The organism is Natrinema pallidum DSM 3751, assembly GCF_000337615.1.
Lineage (GTDB): Archaea > Halobacteriota > Halobacteria > Halobacteriales > Natrialbaceae > Natrinema > Natrinema pallidum.
This window is the reverse complement of record NZ_AOII01000091.1, coordinates 90,296-102,982: the sequence shown is the minus strand read 5'-3', so window position 1 is coordinate 102,982 and position 12,687 is coordinate 90,296. Positions and strand designations below refer to the sequence as shown.

Here is a 12,687-nt window from a genome sequence, read left to right as displayed (position 1 = left end):
GGCGACGCCGCGCCGACACGAACCCGATGCTGACGAAGGACCTGCTCCGCGTCTCGCGGGCCGGCGGCGGCTACCAGCCCCAGTTCGCGGACCGGAGCCACCGCCCGCTCGCTGCTCGCGTCATCGGCACGTACCAGGGTCACGTCGGCGAACCGCGCGCCGCCCTCGAGTCCGCGCTGACCGACCTCGAGCGCGGGACGCCTGGCGGCTCGGGCGACGCCGCCGACTTCAAACTCGTACGCGGGCTCTCGGCGCTGCTCGAGCGCGAGGCGACGTTCGAGACCGATGCGGCGATCGAACCCGACCGCGCCCGCCGGGCCGCGTTCGAGGCCGCCGAGGCGGTCGGCGTCGTCACCGAGGACGAGCGCACGGCGGCACTGATTCGTGCGAGCGAGTCGCTCGCTATTTCGGCGGACGATCTCGAGACGGCCCTCTACGCCGACCTCGAGGACCGCCAGGTCCTGACCGCGGTCGACCCGCGCTGGGACCCCGACGGACTGATCGCCCAGTACAACCTCTCGCTGGCGCAGACGGTGCTGTTCGACGCCACCGAGCTTCGCGTCCGCTCGAGCGACCCGAAAGCGCTGATCTCGGCGATCAAGCGCCTGCGATTGATGTACGAGATCCGGCAGACCGGTCGCGAGGAGCCGGACGGGGCGGCCGGGAGTTCGGACCGCGAGGTCGTCGTCACCGGCCCGACCCATCTCTTTCGAGCGACGCGCCGGTACGGGACCCGCTTCGCCCGACTCCTCCGGACGGTCGCCACGAGCGAGCAGTGGTCGCTCACAGCGACGATCGACGACCGCGGGACCGACCGGACCCTCTCGCTTTCACACGAGGACCCGATCCGCGTCCCCGACGCCGATCCGGTGGCCGATGTCTCGTTCGACAGTAGCGTCGAAGCCGATTTCGCGGCTCGGTTCTCGAACCTCGACCTCGAGTGGGACCTCGTCCGCGAGCCCGAGCCGCTCGCGACGGGAACGCGAGTGATGATCCCGGACTTCGCCTTCGAGTACGCCCACGGCGAGTTCCGCCTCTTTTTCGAGATCATGGGGTTCTGGACGCCCGAGTACGTCGCGAAGAAACTCTCACAGCTGTCGGGGCTCGAGGACGTGGACATGCTGGTCGCCGTCGACGAGTCCCTCGGCGTGGGCGAGGACATCGCCGCGCGCGACCACCGCGCGATCCCGTACTCCGGGACGGTACGAGTCAAAGACGTCGTCGACGTCCTCCGGGAGTACGAGCGGCAGTTCGTCGCCGAGAGCGCGGCCGCGCTTCCCGACGAACTGCGGCCGGACGAAGCCGTGATCACGCTGGAGACGCTGGCCGCTCGCCACGGCGTGAGTGCGGACGCGCTCGCGGACACGTCCGTCCCCGAGCACGACCGCGTCGGGCGAACGCTGATTCGGCCCGCCGTGCTCGACGCGCTCGCCGAGGAGATCGAACCCGGCATGGAACTCGCCGACGCCAAAACGATCCTGGGTGAAGCCGGTATCGACGACTCGAGCGCGGTGCTCTCGCGGCTGGGGTATCGCGTCGAGTGGGACGGGTTGGCCGGCGGAACGCTCGTCGAACGGGAGTGACCGTTCCGCCGGTCGGGCGTCGACTCGACCGCGGGCGGCCCGTAGCCAATGTGCTTTGTACGCAGGCTTATATCCCCGTGTGGAGATGATCGGATAGTGCCACCGTCCCTCTCCACCGGTCCCGGCTCTCTCCTGCTCGTTGAGGATAATCCCGGCGACGTTCGGCTCATCGAGGAAGCGTTCAAATCGGCGGGGTTCGACACGACGTTCCACGCGGTCCCCGACGGCGACGCCGCCCTCGAGTTCCTGCGAGAGCGGGCGGCGACCACGTCCGGCCCGGGTATCGATCTCGTCTTGCTTGACCTGAATCTGCCCGGCATGGACGGGTTCGAAGTCCTCGAGACGATCAGGGACGATCCGGACCTGGTCTCGTTGCCGGTGCTCGTCCTCTCCAGTTCGGCGGCGACCGACGACATCGTCAGAAGCTACGAACTGGCTGCGAACGCGTATCTCACGAAGCCGACCGATCCCAGCGAGTTCGCCGATATCGGGCGTGCGGTCGAGGCGTTCTGGTTCGACGAAGCGATGCTGCCGCCGGTCCTGTCGTAATGACTCCCGTCGGAACCCGATGGGAGCGGGACCGTCGCGTTCCGTTCGTCACCCATCTCCGTCGAGTTCGGTTCGGCCGCGTTCGAGGCGACCGTTTCGCGAGCCGTTTCGCCTGCAGGGTGACGGGTCCGACCGAGGCAGGTGATGCCGGCCGACGAAACCGTGGCCCGATAACGTATTTGCGGTCCCGACACGAAGTCGCCGTATGGATGCGATCGAGGGGACCGGTTCCGATCGCACCGGGGAGCAGCTATCGACTCGCTTTCGTGAGCACGCGTCCGGCATCGCGTCGCTGCTCGTCACCGCGATCTGGCTCGGTGCGATGGTCACGGGTCAGGACTGGTGGCTCGCGGCGTTGCTCGTCGGTTACATCGCGGTCGTACCGATAGTCGGGATGCTGTTCGACGAAAAGCCCCAGGACGAGCCGGAACGGACCGCCCCGGAGACGGACGAGATGGAACGGAGCCCCGAGCCGGCACCGACCGACTCCGACACCGCTGCTCGCGACGCACTCGAGACCCTGCGCGAGCGCTATGCCGCGGGCGAATTGACCGACGCACAGTTCGAGCGCAAACTCGAGCGGCTGCTGGATACCGAAACGCTCGCGGACGCTCGGGCGCGGGCTCGAGACCAGCGTCGACCGGACCGACCCGTCGATCGGGAACGAGAGCGGAACCGGGAGCGCGAGTTCGAACGCTGACGCCTCTAGTCGTCGGTCGACTCGGCCTCGTCGGAGCGGTCGGAGCGGTCGACCGCCGACGGGTCGGGCCAGGTGACGCTGCCCAGGAAGGGAATGCCGATCCGCTCGGCGGCGCGGGCGATCATGTGCGAACCGGTGGGGACCGTCAGGAAGAGGAAGGCGATCCCGATGAGCGCGGTCAGCCCCTCGCTGCCCGGGCCGAACTCCGCGAAGCCGGCCAGGAAGATCGCGGCGGTGCCGAGCGTCGTCGGCTTGCTCGTGGCGTGCATCCGGTTGTAGACGTTCGGTAGCCGTAACAGCCCGATCGTCCCGACGGTCAGGAAGAAGACGCCGACGACGAGCAGCGCGATGACGATGGCCGTGTGAATCATTCGATCACCTCGCCGTCGGTGACGAACTTGGCAACGGCGACGGTCGCGATGAAACCGATGATCGCGAGCACGAGGCTCACGGTGATGAACAGCCCCCGGCCGGTCAGCAGGGCGAACAGGACCGCGATCGCGACGACGTTCGTCGCGATGGCGTCCAGGGCGACCACGCGATCCGGGTTCGTCGGCCCGCGGATCACGCGATAGCCACACAGGACACAGAGCCCGCTAACGAGGACTAACGCGGCGTGGATCGCCGTCTCGAGGACGGCGGGATCGCTCTCAGTCATCGCCGACACCCCCCGCTTGGCGATCCGGCCCCCTGTCTCTTTCCCCGCCGGAGACGACGATGTCCGGCGGCGGGTCCGACGGCGATGCGTCCTCATCGAACAACTCGAGGGCGTAGTCCTCCCAGGTGCGGATCGGGTCGGCGATCGCCTCGGGGTGGCGGCCGTTGACGCCGTGGACGTACAGCGCGTTGGTCTCCTCGTCGTAGTCCAACGTCACGGTGCCGGGCGTGATCGTGATACTGTTCGCGATGACCGTGATCGCGATGTCGGACTCGACCCGCAGCGGGACCAGGATCACTTCCGGCTCGATCGGCATGCCGGGCGAGAGCACCCGATAGGCGACGTCGAGGTTTGCCCGCAGGAGTTCCCAGGTGAACGCACCCAGGTAGAGCCCGGCGTAGGGGAGCGCCCGAACCCCGCGCCCGAGATTCACGTGCTTGCCGTACAGCCGCCGGAAGACGAACGCCACCGGCAGGCCGACGAGCAGTCCCGAGAGGAAACCGCGGACGAGCGAGATGGGTGTCAGCGGCTGTCCGACGACGAACACCCACAGAACGGCGAAGACGACGCCGACGACCGGCCAGGTCCGGACTCGCATCAGTGTCCACCTCCGTTCGAGCCAGCCAGTTCACTCGCCGTCTGCGGATCGACTGCGTCGACGTACCCCTCGGTATCGAGCGCGGCCTCGGCGGCCGTTTCCGCGAATTCGTAGACGGGTTCGAAGCCGATGCCGACCGCGATGATCGCGACCGCAAGGCCGACGAGGATCGCGATCTGAACGGGGTCGACGGTCGCGGCCTCGACGGCGTCCGTCCGTGCGCCCCAGAAACTCCGATTCCAGAGGCGGGTCGCGTAGGCGATCGTCAACAGCGAACCGACGAGCAGGAGGACGAGAACGGGGCCGGAGCCCGCTCGAGCGGCGGCGTCGAAGACGAGGAACTTCCCGAAGAAACCGGACAGCGGCGGGATACCGACGAGTGCGAGCGAGCCGACGAACACGGCGAGTGCCAGCGGCGGCGACCGCTTGGCCAGCCCACCGAGGTCGGCAAAGCGACTCGTCCCCGTCGCGGACCGGACCGTCCCCACTGCGAGGAAGAGCAGCCCCTTCGCCAGGGTGTGGTTGAGCGCGTACACCAGTGCGGCGATGATCGCGAACGTGCGTAGCTCCGGGCCGGCCGCCGTCGCCGCGATCGCGACCGGGATCGCGATGAACCCGACCTGGCCGATGCTCGAGTACGCGAAGACCCCTTCCATGGAGTCGCGGCCGACGGCACCGATACCGCCCAGGAGGATGCTGCCGGCCGCCATGACGAACAGCGCTGCGCCGACAAACGGCAACGGCGAGTCGCCGGTGATCGCAACGCCGACGAGCGGAAGCGGGAGGTCGACGGCGACCTCCGCACCCGCAAAGATCGTAAAGGAGAGTCGGATGATGGCGTAGATACCGACCTTTTTCGTCGCCCCCGCCAGGAGGGCGGTAATCTGGGGCGGCGCAGCCCGGTAGGCGGTCGGAATCCAGAACTGGAAGGGGACGAGGCCGGCCTTGATCGCGAACACCGACAGCAACAGGCCCAGCAGACCGACGACCGGTACGGGATCGAGGCCGTAGGCCGCCGGCTCCGCGAGCCGTTGTGCGAGGTCGGCCATGTTGAGCGTCCCCGTCGTCGCGTAGATGCCGCCGACGCCGAGCAGGAAGACGGCGCTGGCGAGCAGGTTGAGCGTGACGTACCAGAACGCCGCGCGGGTGTGCTGGGGGCCGCCGCTGTAGGCGACGAAGACGTAACTGGCCATCAACATCACCTCGAACCAGACGAAGAGGTTGAACAGATCGCCGGTGAGGAAAGCACCGGTGACGCCCAGCGCGAGGAAGTGAAAGAGCGGGAAGTAGTAACTGCGTCCCTCGCCGCCGGGGAGGTGTCTGGTCGAGAAGACCAGCGACGCGATACCGAGGATCGCGACCATCGTGAGCATGAACGCCGACAGGCCGTCGGCGACGAGCGTGATCCCGAAGGGGGCCGGCAAGTCGCCGACCTGATACGTCGCGATTCCGGGTGCGTCCGGCGCGAGAACGATATACCAGTCGATCGCCGCGACCGCGATCGCGTAGCCCGCTCCGCCGGCGAGACTGACGGCCGTCCGAGCGCGTGGATGCCGGCCGAGCAGCAGCGTTCCGGCGGCCGCGACGAGGACGACCAGCATCGGTGCGATCACGAGCGTCGATGCCGTGCCGACGGGCGTCGCCGTCATCGGCGCTCACCCGTCGTCGCCGTCGGCGTCCGGTTTCGGGTACTCAGCATCGTCGTCGCTGTCGCCATTGTCGTCATTCGCTCTCACCGAGTTCAGTCACGTCGAGCGTGTCGTGTTCCTCGTAGACCCGATACGACAGCACGAGCGCGAACGCGGTCATGCCGAACCCGATCACGATCGCGGTCAACACGAGCGCCTGTACCAGCGGATCGGCTGTCTCCGGGACGTGCTCGCCGTGGCCCGCGAGGATCGGGACCGACTCGGCGGTGGCCGGTGCGATCCCGCCCATCGCCAGCAGATACACGTTCGCGGCCTGGCTGATGATCGCCAACCCCCAGACGACCCGGATCAGGTCCCGGCGCAAGAGCAGGAACGTCCCGAGGGCAAAGAGCGTGCCAATCGTGGCTGCGAGGACGACCCCGGTCATTCGGCTCCCACCACCGAGAGGATCGTCAGCAGTCCACCGACGACCACGCAGTAGACGCCGAAGTCGAACGCGAGCGCGCTCGCGACCTCGAGATGATCGTAGATCGGGACCCCCTCGAGCATCTCGAACGTCTGCGTGAGGAACGGCTTGCCGAACAGCAGCGGCGCGAGACCGCTGGCGACGGCGAGCGCGAAGCCGTAGGCGAAGAGGCGACGATACGCCAGTACGACGCGGTCCCGCGACGGCTCCTTGCCGGGGTCGACATCGCGGCCGAGGATTCCGCGCTCCAGGAAATCGAGCCCGAATCCCATGTAGACGATCGCGAACGCCGTCGTCGTGAGCACGCCGCCGATGAAACCGCCGCCTGGGAGGTTGTGTCCGTCGAAGAACAGCGAGATGGCGACGACCAGGATGATCGGGACGATCGCTCGAGCGGTCGTGCGCATGATAACCGTCGTCATTCGTCATCACCTCCGTCGGCGGGTGTCACCGCGGGCTCATCGCCGGTCAGCTCGTCGCCGTCGCGAATCGCGGTTCGATCGCCGTCGCGGTCGCGCATGACGATCAACGTCAGGATCGAAATCGCGGCGAGTGCGATCACGGCGAGTTCGCCGAGGGTATCGAAACCACGGAAGTCGACGAGGGTGACGTTAACGATATTGGCCCCGCCGCCCCGCGGAATGGCCTGCTCGGCGTAGGCACGAGCGATCTCGCTCGAGCCGTCGGGGCGGGCCCCGGTCGTGACGAGCACGGTGACGAACGCGGTCGCGCCGACGAGGACCGAGAGGACGGCGTCGCGGGCGACCGTCCCGATCTCGACCTCGTAGCGCTCGGGGATCTCCTCGATCACGAGCAGGAAGATCACGAGCACCAGCGTCTCGACGACGAGCTGGGTCAAGGCGAGGTCGGGCGCGCTCGCGAGGATGTAGAAGATAGCGACCATGAAGCCGAGGATCGAGAGGGTGAGCACGCCGGCGATGTGTGACTCGGCCGTCGCGACGGCGACGCCACCGATCACCGCGACGAGCAACACGAGCGCGATGGCAAGCGAGACCTCGACGCCCAGTTCGGTCGGCGCGATGGCACCGGCCGCGACGAAGCCGGCGAGCGCGAGCGTACAGGTCGCCGCCAGCGTCCACGTCGCGTACGTCCGGAGGGTGCCGTCGTGGACCGTTTCGGCGAACGCCCGCCCCTCGTCGCTGAGGCCGTCGACGGCGGTATCGTACCACCAGTTCGCTCCGATCGGCGGTACTGCCCGCGGGACCGATCGGATCGCGTCGTGGAGCCGGCCGTAGGACGGGTACGCGACGAGCCCGACGCCGATCGTGACGGCGCTCATCCCCAGCGCGGGCGAGTAGGACGTCGGGAGGCCGACGTGCATCTCGTGGGGATCGACCGCCGTCGCCTCGAGCCCGGACTGGACGATGGCGTCGACGGCGAGTTGGGGATCGACGCTGATGACTGCGGCGAGCAGCGCCAGTACGGCCGGTGGGACGAGCATGGTGACGGGCGGACGGTGGACGTGGCCGAGCGCCTCGGGTCGCTCGCCGAAGAACAGCGAGAGGAATCGCAGCGAGTAGAGGACGGTAAAGATGCTGCCGAAGACGGCGACGGCAGGGTAGAGCCAGCCCAGCAGGCCGATATCGTGGTGGTGACTCGCCTCGACGGCGGCCTCGAAGAGGAGCTCCTTCGAGTAGAACCCGTTGAACGGCGGAATGCCGGCCATGCTGAGCGCGACGACGGTCGTAATCACCGCTGTCACCGGCAGATCGTGGCGGAGCCCGTTGAGTTCGTCGATCTCTCGCGTCCCCGCCTCGTGGGCGATGATGCCGGCGACGAGGAACAGCGCGGCCTTGAACAGCGCGTGATTGAGCAGGTGGAAGACGCCGGTCTCCGCGCCGTAGACCGATGTAAAGCCGAAGCCGGCGACCATCAGCCCGAGATGACTCGCCGTCGAGTAGGCGAGCAGTTCCTTGATGTCCGTCGATGCGACGGCCAGGATCGCACAGACCGTCATCGTCGTCAGGCCGAGCGTCGCGAAGAGGAACAGCCACTCGGTGCTCACGAGCATCGGGCGGACCCGGCCGATGAAGTAGACGCCGACCTTGACCATCGTTGCGGAGTGGAGGAACGCCGAGACGGGCGTCGGGGCTGCCATCGCGTTGGGCAGCCAGAAGTGGAGCGGAACCTGCGCTGACTTGGTCCCCGCACCGATCGCGAGCAGTCCGAGCACCGGGAGGAACAACCCCCGCTCTCGCAGGGCCGATTGCATCGTTTCGGGGCTCTCGAGCATCGCTGCGAGGTTGAACGCAGCGCCGGGACCGAGGACATCGCTCGCAACGAGCGAGAGCAAGAGGAGGCCGACGAGCAGGAAGAGGCCGCCGCCGACGGTGATGAGCATGGCCATCCGGGCGGCGTACTGCGAGGAGTCGTCCGCGGTGTAATAGCCGATGAGAACGAACGATGCGAGGCTGGTGAGTTCCCAGAAGAGAAAAATCGCGATCAGGTCGGCGGCGAGCGCGACGCCGACGATCGAGCCCATGAAGGCGAGCAATGCGGCGTAGTACCTGACGAGTCCCGACTCGCCGTGCATGTATGCGGGCGAGTAGGCGAAGATCAGCGCGCCGATACCACACGCTAACATCGCGAACAGCAGCGCCCAGCCGTCCACGTAGAACCGGAGCGCGAGGTCGAGAGAGGGGACCCACTCGAGTCCGACGGTCCCGTTCGTCCCATACTGGGTCGCGAGGAGGCCGAACGAGGTGAGCGCCACGACGGTCCCGGCGAACCCGGTTCCCTCCCCGAGGACGCGAAAGACGACCGGCGTGAGTGCTGCAACGACGAACGGTAACGCGACCGCGGCGATAACCATCGCCAGGTCGGGAGACATTCAGTACGCCGAGGATAGGGGGAGACTACCCTTAAACGATTACCTTTCGGAAGCCGCGACTGTACGGAATCGACGCACGCGCGTCGGCGCGAATCGGCGATCGGTCCGGGAGTCCGACACGCTTATTCGCGAACGGCGACGAATCACGTGTAGTGAGTACCGAGACGCCAGAACCGACCGAAACCGAAGCGTTCGAGCGGGTCTGTGAAACGCTCGTCGAGCGGATCCTCGCCGGCGAGGTCGAGCGTGACGAGGTCGAGAAAGCCAAACTCGAGGCCTGTTCGGAACACTCGGCACCCAAGGTACCGAAGAACTCCGAGTTGCTGGACTACGCGCCCGAGGAGCACCGGAAGGAGTTGGAGACCGTGCTCCAGCGCAAGCCGGTCCGGACGGCCTCCGGCGTCTCGCCGGTCGCGATCATGACCTCGCCCGAGCGGTGTCCACACGGCAAGTGCCTCTACTGCCCCGGCGGCCCCGACTCCGAGTTCTCCTCGTCGCAGAGTTACACTGGCGAAGAGCCCGCCGCCGCCCGCGGCGTCCAGAACGAGTACGACCCCTACGGCCAGGTGACGCTGCGACTCGAGCAACTACGCCAGATCGGCCACCCCGTCGACAAGGTCGAACTCATCCTGATGGGCGGGACGATGACCGCCCGCAGCCACGACTATCAGGAGTGGTTCGTCAAGCGAGCCCTCGAGGCGATGAACGACTACGACGTCGACAAGGAACCCGAGCCGGCACAGGGAGTTAGCTTCGCCGAGGACCCTGAGGAGTACGAGTGGAAATACCTCGAGGACGTCATCGCGGAAAACGAGACCGCGGACATCCGTAACATCGGGACGACGTTCGAGACGAAGCCCGACTGGTGTGACCCCGAACAGATCGACCGGATGCTCGATCTCGGCGGCACCAAAGTCGAAGTGGGCGTCCAGACGACCTACGAGCGGATCAACCGCGACATGCATCGCGGCCACGGCGCGCAGGCCTCGATCGATGCCAACCAGCGACTGCGCGACTCGGCGTTCAAGGTCGGCTTCCACACTGTCTCTTATACACATCTCTNCATCAGAGATGTGTATAAGAGACAGACCTACGACTGGTGGCACAAAGACGAGTACGAGCCCCTTTCGAACGACGAAGCGGCGGATCTGATCGCGGAGATCAAGGACATGATCCCCCGGTATACGCGGCTCCAGCGCGTCCAGCGGGACATCCCGGCGGACTTCATCGACGCCGGCGTCTGGAAGTCGAACCTCCGACAACTCGCGCGCAAGCGCATGGACGAACACGGCTGGGAGTGTGAGTGCATCCGCTGTCGCGAGGCCGGGATGCACGACGAGGAACCCGAAACCGTCGATCTCGACGTGATGCGGTACGAGGCCTGCGGCGGCACCGAACACTTCATCTCCGTCGAGGACTTCGAGAAGGACCTCCTCGTCGGCTTCTGTCGGCTTCGCTTCCCGGACGATCCCGTTCGACCGGAACTCGAGAACGCGGCGCTCGTCCGCGAACTGCACGTGTACGGGTCGGAAGTCGCGATGGGTGACGAGGGCGAGACGGACCAACACCAGCACCAGGGCTACGGCCGTCAGCTGATGGAACGGGCCGAGGACCTCGCGGCCGACGCCGGCTACGACAAGGTCAGCGTGATTTCCGGCATCGGCGCGCGGGAGTACTACCGGAACAAGCTCGGCTATCATCAGGACGGACCGTACGTCAGCAAACGACTCTGACGCGGGAGAGTCGATCGTCCCGGCGTCGAGTCCGCACATCCGGCGTGGAACTCTCGCAGCTGTTCATCGCCGCCCCCCATTTCATTCGCAACGGATGGCAGAAAATTTATAGTGGGGACGGATCAACTATCCGATGCCGACGATCGTCGGCACGCTGTCAACTCCCCCCCCACTTCGACAGCGACACACCGCACTGTCCCGTTCGGGCGCGCCGATTCCGCCATCCGGTTGCTCAGTCCCCTGGGGCGACCGTTGCGGCGCGCTCGTCACCCGGATCCTTTTCGCCGTTCGGTCCCGATGACCGTCTCGAGTAGCAATGCGGGAGACGTGACGACGGTAACACGGCGGTCCTGAGAGCCACGGGGAGACCGTCGGCTTGCCAGTCACTCCGTGTCACGCGATCCGCCATCGGAGACAGCGTGTGGGGCCGTCTCAGACCGCGAGTACGGTATCCCGTGTCGGTGCGGGAGAACGGCGTTGACCACGAGCAGGAAGCGGCCGCCCGCGAGGAGGCCGGCGGCAACCTCGAGCGGCGAGCCCAACTCGAGGCCGGGACGGACGAGCATGAAGACGGCAGCCCGATCATGATTCCCGCTGCGAGGCCGAGCGGGCCGTCGTAGACGCGGTGGCTGATTCGATCAGTACACCGGAGTGGGAGTGCGACTAGACGTCACGCGTCCTCCGGTAACCGCCGACGCCCTCGTACGCGAGATAGCCGATCAGCAGTCCGGCGACAAGCAGGCCGACGAGCGTCCGATCGGTCCCGTCGGTGACCCCGATAAACGACAGCAGCAAGAACAGACTGACCCCGACTGCGGTTCGAACGCGAGTTCGCGGCGCGAACTCGTCGTTGCCGTCGGTCGCCGCGAGATACAACTGCGGTCCGAGGATCGGGATCACGACCATCACGAGGACGCCGAAGAGGAGGTGTTCGATCTCGAGGACGAGTCCGACGCCCAGCCCGGCGAAAAAGAGGACAACGGCGACGGCGAGAACTCGGTTCTCTCGTGAGAGCATAGGAGTGGTTCGAGCGCTGATAGGATAGTCCTTCGGATCGGGTGGGTCGAAGCCGGCCCCGCCGCTCGCGTCCCGGCCGAGGGGCCGCCGTCAGTCGATCGTGACCTCGAGTTCGAGCAGACCGAGATGGGCGGGCGCACCGCCACCGTTGGTGCGGAACTCCGTCGGCGTCGAGTTGACGACGTTGTAGAACTCGGACTGGCTGGTCGGCACGAGCGTGCTGCCGTCGTCGCGCTGGAGGAAGGCGGGCGTGTCGGTGCCCTCGATGAGTGCCAGTTGTTCCTGCCAGTCCTCGTCGGCGTAGATGAAGGTGCCAAAGGAGAACCGACCCGCGGCGAGGGCGTCGTGTTTCGACATGAACATCCCGGCCTCCTCGGCGTTGTACTCCTCGTCGCTCACCCAGGCGATCGCCGCGATGCCCGCCGACTCGAGCAGATAGAAGTCCCAGGAGAGCGTCGCGTCGAACACGGCCCAGACGCTGCGTGGACCGACGGTATGGAGTTCGACGCTGAACGCGGGTCGCAGTCGATCCCCTTCCGGCTCGGGGACGAAGGTGGCATCGTAGCCCGGCGATCGGATGCCGCGGTCGTGGTAGACGACCCCGTCCATATCGATGTCCGCCTCGATCCGGTCGACGATCCCCCTGACCGTGGCACCGCCCTGCCCCTCGAGGTGCTCGAGGAAGTCCGGAAACCGGGAGACGTTCTCCCACGGGAGGTCATCGCCCGCGCTCATACGGTCCGCCCCCCGTGGGGGTTGTGCGATCGGTACCCCTGTCCGTCACCCGAGATCGATCCGGTCGACTCGCGGGTGGCACCACCGGTAGCCTCGTGCATGGCTCCTTCTGGGTGCTGGTACGGATTAGGCTTTCCGACCTCGGCGG

At 66.9% G+C, this 12,687-nt stretch carries 12 protein-coding genes and 3 pseudogenes; 5 read left to right on the top strand and 10 right to left on the bottom strand.

Going from position 1 to position 12,687, the window contains the following annotated elements; genetic code table 11:
- The first annotated feature begins 26 nt into the window (after positions 1 to 26).
- The 3 genes from C487_RS16130 (at position 27) to C487_RS16120 (ending at position 2,832) form a co-directional block, all read left to right on the top strand.
- Positions 27 to 1,583, top strand: a complete 1,557-nt coding sequence (locus C487_RS16130) for a DUF790 family protein (RefSeq protein ID WP_006186894.1) — start codon at positions 27 to 29, stop codon at positions 1,581 to 1,583.
- 96 nt (positions 1,584 to 1,679) lie between these two features.
- Positions 1,680 to 2,132 carry a response regulator gene (locus C487_RS16125; RefSeq protein WP_006186893.1) on the top strand — a complete coding sequence of 151 codons (453 nt, stop codon included), beginning with the start codon at positions 1,680 to 1,682 and terminating at the stop codon, positions 2,130 to 2,132.
- Positions 2,133 to 2,337: 205 nt separating this feature from the next.
- Positions 2,338 to 2,832, top strand: coding sequence for an SHOCT domain-containing protein (locus C487_RS16120; RefSeq protein WP_006186892.1), 495 nt, complete (start codon positions 2,338 to 2,340; stop codon positions 2,830 to 2,832).
- Between the two features lie 5 nt (positions 2,833 to 2,837).
- Here C487_RS16120 and mnhG read toward each other — a convergent pair whose 3' ends face one another.
- From mnhG to mbhE, 7 genes are all read right to left on the bottom strand, one after another.
- Entirely contained in the window at positions 2,838 to 3,203 is a 366-nt protein-coding gene (gene mnhG / locus C487_RS16115; RefSeq protein WP_006186891.1) for a monovalent cation/H(+) antiporter subunit G, read from the bottom strand.
- Positions 3,200 to 3,490, bottom strand: coding sequence for a monovalent cation/H+ antiporter complex subunit F (locus C487_RS16110; RefSeq protein WP_006186890.1), 291 nt, complete (start codon positions 3,488 to 3,490; stop codon positions 3,200 to 3,202). Before C487_RS16110 ends, mnhG begins: the two co-directional genes overlap by 4 nt.
- On the bottom strand, positions 3,483 to 4,088 hold the full coding sequence (locus C487_RS16105) for a Na+/H+ antiporter subunit E (RefSeq protein ID WP_006186889.1): 606 nt from the start codon (positions 4,086 to 4,088) through the stop codon (positions 3,483 to 3,485). Before C487_RS16105 ends, C487_RS16110 begins: the two co-directional genes overlap by 8 nt.
- Positions 4,088 to 5,737 carry a complex I subunit 5 family protein gene (locus C487_RS16100; protein WP_006186888.1) on the bottom strand — a complete coding sequence of 550 codons (1,650 nt, stop codon included), beginning with the start codon at positions 5,735 to 5,737 and terminating at the stop codon, positions 4,088 to 4,090. The genes C487_RS16105 and C487_RS16100 overlap by 1 nt, the downstream gene beginning before the upstream one ends.
- 73 nt (positions 5,738 to 5,810) lie before the next feature.
- A complete protein-coding gene (locus C487_RS16095) occupies positions 5,811 to 6,164 on the bottom strand; it encodes a sodium:proton antiporter (protein WP_006186887.1) in 354 nt (117 codons plus the stop codon).
- A complete protein-coding gene (locus C487_RS16090) occupies positions 6,161 to 6,625 on the bottom strand; it encodes an MnhB domain-containing protein (RefSeq protein WP_006186886.1) in 465 nt (154 codons plus the stop codon). The genes C487_RS16095 and C487_RS16090 overlap by 4 nt, the downstream gene beginning before the upstream one ends.
- On the bottom strand, positions 6,622 to 9,054 hold the full coding sequence (gene mbhE, locus C487_RS16085) for a hydrogen gas-evolving membrane-bound hydrogenase subunit E (protein ID WP_049908209.1): 2,433 nt from the start codon (positions 9,052 to 9,054) through the stop codon (positions 6,622 to 6,624). The genes C487_RS16090 and mbhE overlap by 4 nt, the downstream gene beginning before the upstream one ends.
- 152 nt (positions 9,055 to 9,206) lie before the next feature.
- Between mbhE and C487_RS22090 the strand changes: the two are divergent.
- Both C487_RS22090 and C487_RS22085 read left to right on the top strand, forming a co-directional pair.
- Positions 9,207 to 10,094 (top strand): annotated as a pseudogene (locus C487_RS22090) (tRNA uridine(34) 5-carboxymethylaminomethyl modification radical SAM/GNAT enzyme Elp3); the annotation flags it as partial.
- Positions 10,095 to 10,139: 45 nt separating this feature from the next.
- Positions 10,140 to 10,787 (top strand): annotated as a pseudogene (locus tag C487_RS22085) (GNAT family N-acetyltransferase); the annotation flags it as partial.
- Between the two features lie 455 nt (positions 10,788 to 11,242).
- Here C487_RS22085 and C487_RS21575 read toward each other — a convergent pair.
- From C487_RS21575 to C487_RS16070, 3 genes and pseudogenes are all read right to left on the bottom strand, one after another.
- Positions 11,243 to 11,454, bottom strand: a pseudogene (locus C487_RS21575) (ZIP family metal transporter); the annotation flags it as partial.
- Positions 11,451 to 11,804, bottom strand: a complete 354-nt coding sequence (locus C487_RS16075) for a hypothetical protein (RefSeq protein ID WP_006186883.1) — start codon at positions 11,802 to 11,804, stop codon at positions 11,451 to 11,453. The pseudogene C487_RS21575 and the gene C487_RS16075, both read right to left, overlap by 4 nt.
- Before the next feature lie 90 nt (positions 11,805 to 11,894).
- On the bottom strand, positions 11,895 to 12,539 hold the full coding sequence (locus tag C487_RS16070) for a hypothetical protein (RefSeq protein ID WP_006186882.1): 645 nt from the start codon (positions 12,537 to 12,539) through the stop codon (positions 11,895 to 11,897).
- Between the last annotated feature and the right edge of the window lie 148 nt (positions 12,540 to 12,687).

Bases quoted from the DNA above. Each gene is read 5' to 3' on its own strand.
- C487_RS16130 (WP_006186894.1), top strand. From the start codon at position 27: ATGCTGACGAAGGACCTGCTCCGCGTCTCGCGGGCCGGCGGCGGCTAC.
- C487_RS16120 (WP_006186892.1), top strand. From the start codon at position 2,338: ATGGATGCGATCGAGGGGACCGGTTCCGATCGCACCGGGGAGCAGCTA.
- mnhG (WP_006186891.1), bottom strand. From the start codon at position 3,203: ATGATTCACACGGCCATCGTCATCGCGCTGCTCGTCGTCGGCGTCTTC.
- C487_RS16110 (WP_006186890.1), bottom strand. From the start codon at position 3,490: ATGACTGAGAGCGATCCCGCCGTCCTCGAGACGGCGATCCACGCCGCG.
- C487_RS16105 (WP_006186889.1), bottom strand. From the start codon at position 4,088: ATGCGAGTCCGGACCTGGCCGGTCGTCGGCGTCGTCTTCGCCGTTCTG.
- C487_RS16100 (WP_006186888.1), bottom strand. From the start codon at position 5,737: ATGACGGCGACGCCCGTCGGCACGGCATCGACGCTCGTGATCGCACCG.
- C487_RS16095 (WP_006186887.1), bottom strand. From the start codon at position 6,164: ATGACCGGGGTCGTCCTCGCAGCCACGATTGGCACGCTCTTTGCCCTC.
- C487_RS16090 (WP_006186886.1), bottom strand. From the start codon at position 6,625: ATGACGACGGTTATCATGCGCACGACCGCTCGAGCGATCGTCCCGATC.
- mbhE (WP_049908209.1), bottom strand. From the start codon at position 9,054: ATGTCTCCCGACCTGGCGATGGTTATCGCCGCGGTCGCGTTACCGTTC.
- C487_RS16075 (WP_006186883.1), bottom strand. From the start codon at position 11,804: ATGCTCTCACGAGAGAACCGAGTTCTCGCCGTCGCCGTTGTCCTCTTT.
- C487_RS16070 (WP_006186882.1), bottom strand. From the start codon at position 12,539: ATGAGCGCGGGCGATGACCTCCCGTGGGAGAACGTCTCCCGGTTTCCG.